Origin of the sequence: Weissella kandleri (genome assembly GCF_001438705.1) — a bacterium.
In the GTDB taxonomy this organism is placed as follows: Bacteria; Bacillota; Bacilli; order Lactobacillales; family Lactobacillaceae; genus Weissella; species Weissella kandleri.
Genome location: NZ_JQBP01000008.1, coordinates 991 through 4,682, shown reverse-complemented (window position 1 = coordinate 4,682; position 3,692 = coordinate 991). Strand labels below are relative to the sequence as shown.

The window sequence follows — 3,692 nt, the reverse complement described above, 5'->3', positions numbered from 1 at the left end:
TGGTAGAGCAACGGACTCTTAATCCGTGGGTCCAGGGTTCGAGCCCCTGACTGTCCACTACTTAAAACATCCAAGTTAAAAGCTTGGGTGTTTTTTTGTTTATTTTTTTGCTAAACCACGCTTCATTTTGCAATGAAGCGTGGAAAATAAAAAAGTCTTCCACATATCCGCGGAAAACTTTCTTTCGTTACTTCAGTTTTGTTTCAATAACATACCGGGGGCGGTGCTTAACTTCCATGAAGATTTTACCGATATACTCACCAATGACACCAATTCCCATTAATTGAATTCCTCCAATTAACCAAACTGAAATCATAAGCATAGGCCACCCACTTGTCGTATTTTTTGATAAATATTGACATAAGACATAAATCATAAAGATGACACTAACTGTAAACATAGCAATTCCTAAATTACGAATCATCGTGATAGGCTTAACCGAGAACGACGTAATCCCATTTGTCGCAAACTTTAACATTTTGCGCAAAGGATACTTGGTCTCGCCAGCTTCACGCTCAGCCCGCGCGTAGTAAACTTCGGCTGATTTAAACCCAATTGAAGGGAAAATACCACGTAAGAACATATCCCGCTCATCATATTGCTTAAAGACGTCCAAAACTTTTTGATCCATTAGCCGAAAATCAGCATGATTGGGGATGGTCTGAACGCCTAACAAATTCATTACTTTATAGAATGATTGCGCTGAAAAACGCTTAAACCACGAATCACTAGTCCGATCATTCCGTACACCGTAAACTAAGTCTTTACCATCATTGGCTAACTTAACCATCTCTACAATTGAGTTAGGATCATCTTGCAAATCAGCATCAATGGTCACAACATAATCAACATCCGTATCCGTTAATTCCGTCATTCCAGCAATTAAAGCGTTTTGATGCCCAAAATTACGGCTAAAGTGAATCCCCTTTACCCGCGAATCCCCAGCATGGAGACTTTGCGTTAAAGCCCACGTCTTATCTTTACTACCATCATCAATATAGACAATAAAACTATCCGCTGAAATCAATGCTTCTTGCACCATTTTGTCTAAGAGTGCTAAAAGAATTTGCGTCGTTTTTTCAATAACTGGTTCTTCATTATATGCTGGCAAGACAATTGCCAACTTTTTTTCCTTAACTGACACAGTTACTTCCTCCCGCTTGCTTAATTAATTATTCTTATTTTACTTTAAATTGAGCAGTTATGCCACGTCATTTCACAAACCCGTCAATCTTTTTTAGCTTTTATTGATAAAGCATCGGAATTTTAATCAAAATAATGCGGGTAAATTGCTAGGACCGCTTGTTTTAAATCTAAGCTCTCCGAGTTAGCCTTATCGATTACTTTAGCAATATCTAAATCTGAAAAGTCGCCATCATTAACGCCTTGTTGGCGCAACTGTTGCCGAGCTTCTTGAATATCGTCTTTCGTAATTTTAGCACCACTCTTAGCTGTTGTTAGTTCAGATTGCTCATCAGCCGCCTGGCCTGCTTCCCCGCCAGCTGAAAATTTCGCATCAACGGAATAACTACTAGCCTTTTTATTACTGCTAGACACCTGCTTTTCTGCCGGCGATTGCCTTGCTACATCATGCGTTTTTTGTTGTTGATGTCCGAAATAGTATGCGCCACTGGCTATTAATAATATTCCTATAATACCCACAACCGTCCAAATGGTTTTTTTCATTATCATTCACTCCATCTCACAATTAATTAATTTAAGTATGGTTGATTCAGAAAACAAATGCAAGGTTTACATCCAAACCTTGCCCATTAGATGTTATTTTACCCTTAAATTCTACAATCTTAACCTGTCTAGAATAAGTTATTGTGCTAAAATTTAAATAATATTAGCCTAAAGAGGTGGCTTTCCGATGTCAAAATTATCAATTATTATCCCCGTTTTTAATGAACAAACGACAATTCCCATCTTTTTTGAAGCGGTCGAAAAGGTTCATGCTACACTGAAAGAATTATCTTTTGAATATTGGTTCATCGACGATGGCTCAACTGACCAAACAATCGCCACGATTGAAATAATTCAACGTAACCATGCCAATGTACACTATATCGAATTTTCTAGAAATTTCGGGAAAGAAGCCGCCCTTTATGCCGGATTGGAACATGCTACGGGTGATTTAGTCGCTGTCATGGATGTCGACTTACAAGATCCTCCCGAATTATTGCCAGAAATGATTACCGGCGTTGAATCTGGGGATTGGGATGCTGTCAGTGCCCGACGCATCAACCGCGATGGTGAGCCGCGAATACGTAGCTTCTTTTCGGCTTTATTCTACAAACTAATCAATAAAATATCTGACACCCATATTGTCGAGGGCGCCCGCGATTATCGTGTGATGACCCGTCAAATGGTTGATGCCATCTTAGCAATGCCAGAATATAATCGCTTTTCAAAAGGTATTTTTACCTGGGTTGGTTTTAAACAAAAATACCTTGAATACCAAAATGTTGACCGGATTGCTGGTCGCTCATCATGGTCTTTTCGTAAATTAATCCGCTACTCAATCGAAGGAATTATCAGTTTTTCACCGGTGCCACTATTAATTGCCTTTGTCTTGGGCCTGGTTTCTTTTTCGTTAGCTCTAGTATTTATCATAATTTTAATCTTCCGCCATTTTCTATCACCGGATGCCGCTATTAACGGTTGGACTTCCATGGTAATCATCATCTTAATGATGTCTGGGATTCAGCTTCTGAGCCTAGGAATTATCGGTCGCTATATTTCTAATATTTATCTGGAAGTTAAAAATCGACCTATTTACCTTGCCCGTAAAATTAAATAATTCATCCCCGCTTTCCATATGAGTGGGGCTTTTTTTATTCATATTATTCACAATTTTTTCATAATTTTTCTGATACTTAATTTTTCGCCATTTTCAACAAATAAATTAACTTTTATTCGCTAATTAAAATTATTTATCCTTTAATTTCTTCCTTCTGCAATGCTATAATTACTAACGCTGACTGGCACCTACATGGTTGCCATTGTGTAGACATATTTAATGTATATAAAATTACTTAAGGAGTATCTTAATGGCCAATAAACTTTCTCGGTTTTATCAATCTACATCTATTATTATTTCAGCCAGTGCACTTGGTATGGTAACAAACCTTAACCAATCTAGTGCCAACAATACTGTCACTAATTTTACCAATCGTGTCGCCCCGGGAGTAAAACACGCTTCTCAATGCTATAACGTTTGGGGTTCTGTGATGATGGCTCAAGCGGCTTTAGAATCTGGCTGGGGTCAATCCCAATTGTCTATTCAAGCCAATAATTATTTTGGTATCAAAGGTTCCTACAACGGTCAATCAGTCACGATGCGGACAGCCGAATACGATGAAAATGGTAATTTATACTATACCGATGCTAAGTTTAAAAAATATCCTTCTCCAACGGAATCAATGAATGATAATGGTAATTTATTGCGTAATGGGACATCTTGGGACCACAAATATTATTCAGGCGCATGGAAGGAAAATGCCGATACTTATGCCAAGGCTGCACATGCTTTAAACGGCAAATATGCCACTGATCCAAATTACGCTACTAAATTAATTAGTATTATTCAATCCAACAATTTCGATAAGTTAGTTGACGGACCTGTATACAAAGCTAAATATAAGGTGGGGCAACGCGTCCAGTTGCTCAATACGGCTAGTTATGAAACT

4 protein-coding genes are annotated in these 3,692 nt (G+C 38.2%); 2 read left to right on the top strand and 2 right to left on the bottom strand.

Features of this window, described 5'->3' with window-relative positions:
* Positions 1–187 precede the first annotated feature (187 nt).
* Both IV73_RS05995 and IV73_RS05990 read right to left on the bottom strand, forming a co-directional pair.
* Entirely contained in the window at positions 188–1,144 is a 957-nt protein-coding gene (locus tag IV73_RS05995; RefSeq protein ID WP_057756300.1) for a glycosyltransferase family 2 protein, read from the bottom strand.
* A 122-nt stretch (positions 1,145–1,266) separates the two neighbouring features.
* Positions 1,267–1,686, bottom strand: coding sequence for a hypothetical protein (locus tag IV73_RS05990; RefSeq protein WP_057756298.1), 420 nt, complete (start codon positions 1,684–1,686; stop codon positions 1,267–1,269).
* A 187-nt stretch (positions 1,687–1,873) separates the two neighbouring features.
* Between IV73_RS05990 and IV73_RS05985 the strand changes: the two genes are divergently transcribed.
* On the top strand, positions 1,874–2,803 hold the full coding sequence (locus IV73_RS05985) for a glycosyltransferase family 2 protein (protein ID WP_057756293.1): 930 nt from the start codon (positions 1,874–1,876) through the stop codon (positions 2,801–2,803).
* A gap of 250 nt (positions 2,804–3,053) precedes the next feature.
* The coding region (locus IV73_RS05980) for a glycoside hydrolase family 73 protein (RefSeq protein ID WP_162258969.1) at positions 3,054–3,692 on the top strand (639 nt) is incomplete at its 3' end.

Excerpts from the sequence above, each read along its gene's own strand:
- IV73_RS05990 (WP_057756298.1), bottom strand. The coding sequence starts at position 1,686 with ATGAAAAAAACCATTTGGACGGTTGTGGGTATTATAGGAATATTATTA.
- IV73_RS05985 (WP_057756293.1), top strand. The coding sequence starts at position 1,874 with ATGTCAAAATTATCAATTATTATCCCCGTTTTTAATGAACAAACGACA.